We start from the raw sequence: 2305 nt of genomic DNA, 5'->3' as shown, positions 1-2305 counted from the left end.
ACCGGCCCGGCGCGGCCGGCCCGTCTCCGGCCACGGCCGCTGCTCGGTCAACAGCTCCACCGCACCCGCCGACCAGTCCACGAACGACGACGGCTCATCCACATGCAACGTGCGCGGCAGCACACCCTGCCGCATCGCCTGCACCATCTTGATGACACCGGCGAGCCCTGCCGCCGCCAGCGTGTGGCCGATGTTCGACTTGGCCGAGCCGAGCCAGAGCGGCCGGCCCTCGGACCGGTTCTGCCCGTACGTGGCCAGCAGCGCCTGCGCCTCGATCGGATCACCGAGCCGGGTGCCGGTGCCGTGCGCCTCCACGGCGTCCACCTCGGCAGGGGTGAGACCCGCGGCGTCCAGCGCCTGGGTGATCACCCGCTGCTGCGCGGGACCGTTGGGAGCGGTCAGGCCGTTGCTCGCACCGTCCTGGTTGATCGCGGAGCCGCGGACGACCGCGAGCACCCGGTGGCCGTTGCTCAGGGCGTCGGACAGCCGCTCCACCACGAGGACTCCGACGCCCTCGGCAAAGCCCGTCCCGTCAGCGCTCTCCGCGAACGCCTTGCAGCGGCCGTCGGGCGCCAGACCCCGCTGCCGGCTGAAGTCCACGAATCCGGAGGGGGTGACCATCACCGTCACGGCGCCGACCAGGGCGAGCGAGCACTCGTCCTGGCGCAGCGCCTGGGACGCCAGGTGCAGGGCGGTGAGCGAGGAGGAGCAGGCGGTGTCCACGGTGACCGCCGGCCCTTCGAGACCGAAGGTGTACGCGACCCGGCCGGAAATCACGCTGCTCGCGGTACCGGTCAGCCGGTACGCCTCGATCTCCTCCGGCGGCCGGGTCAGCAGGAGCTGGTAGTCGTCGCTGACGCAGCCCGCGTACACACCGGTCCGTGACCCCTTCAGGGCCGCCGGATCGATACCGGCCCGCTCCAGCGCCTCCCAGGATGCCTCCAGGAGCAGCCGCTGCTGCGGGTCCATCGCCAGTGCCTCGCGCGGCGACACCCCGAAGAACTCCGCGTCGAACTCGCCCGCGTCGTAGAGGAACCCGCCCTCGCGGGCGTATGCGGTCCCCGGGTTGTCCGGATCCGCGCTGTACAGGCCCTTCAGATCCCAGCCGCGGTTCGCCGGGAAGCCGGAGATCGCGTCCCGGCCCTGAGCCACCAGGTCCCAAAGGTCCTCCGGGGAGCGGACGCCGCCCGGGAAGCGGCAGCTCATCCCGACGATGGCGATCGGCTCGGCGGCCCGATCCTGAAGGGCCTTCAATTCGCGGCGGGTGGACTGGAGTTCGACTGTGGCCCGCTTCAGATAGTCCCTGAGCTTCGTTTCGTCAGACATGCTCTTCCTCGCTGTGGGGTCTCGGGGTGGGCTGCGGGCTCACGCGCTGGGGTCCAGCTCGCGGTCGAGCAAGGCGAACAGGTCGTCGTCGGACGCGTCGTCGAGTTCTGCGAGCGCCTCGGCCGAGGTTTCGACGCCGCCGGTCCCACCGGCCTCGTGCGGCTCCACGCCGGGGTGACCCGCCTGTGCGGTGCGGTCAAGACGTCCTCGCACATACGCGGCGATGGCAGCCGGGGTGGGATGGTCGAAGACCAGCGTCACGGGCAGGGCGAACCCGACGACCTCGGCGAGCCGGTTCCGCAGACCCACCGCGGCCATCGAGTCGAAGCCCATGTCCTTCAGCGAACGCTCGCCGTCGACCTCGTCCCGGCCCCTGTATCCCTGCAGGACGACGATCTCGTCCCTGACCAGGTCGAGCAGCAGCGTCTCCTGCTCACCGTCCGGCAGGCCGGCCAGCACCTCGGTGAACGTCGGCGCGTCGGCCGTGCCCACCGCCTCACCGGTTGTCCCGCTGTCCACCTGGTCGGCGGACAGCGCCGCCCGCCGCCACGAGGCGAGGAGTGAGAGGGCCCCGCCGAACACCTCGGCGGTGTCGACGCCCAGCGCGGCCGCCAGTGCGCCGAGGTCCTCCGCCTCCACGGCCTCCCAGAAGCGCGCCTCGGGCGAGCTGGGCCGGGCCACCGCCCCGGCAGGGGCTTCCAGCCAGAAGCGTTTGCGCTGGAAGGGGTAGGTCGGCAGGTCGAGCACCCGGCCGGTGTTGGCTGCTCCCGTCAGTGCCGCCCAGTCGACGGCAACACCACGCGTCCACGCCTCGGCGGCGGCGGTCGTGGCGGTACGCGGCTCGGACCGGCCGCGCCGCAGGGCAGCGAGGGTGGCCACACTTCCCTGTGGGGGGAGGGTGTCGCGGGTCATGGGGGTCAGGACCGCGTCGGGCCCGAGCTCGAGGTAGGTGGTCACGCCCTCGCCGTGGAGGGTGGTG

The 2305-nt window shown here is 72.4% G+C and carries 2 protein-coding genes; both read right to left on the bottom strand.

The window, feature by feature from the left end; genetic code table 11:
* A partial coding sequence (locus ACIRHA_RS43130; RefSeq protein WP_403857726.1) for a type I polyketide synthase occupies positions 1 to 1296 on the bottom strand: 1296 nt, incomplete at its 3' end.
* A 69-nt stretch (positions 1297 to 1365) separates the two neighbouring features.
* On the bottom strand, positions 1366 to 2305 hold a 940-nt coding region (locus tag ACIRHA_RS43125), incomplete at its 5' end, for a phosphopantetheine-binding protein (RefSeq protein ID WP_403857723.1).

It is taken from the genome of Streptomyces sp. NPDC102360 (genome assembly GCF_044766085.1).
GTDB lineage: Bacteria > Actinomycetota > Actinomycetes > Streptomycetales > Streptomycetaceae > Streptomyces.
Note: the sequence above shows the minus strand (reverse complement) of the source record. Positions and strands in the feature narration are given on the sequence as shown.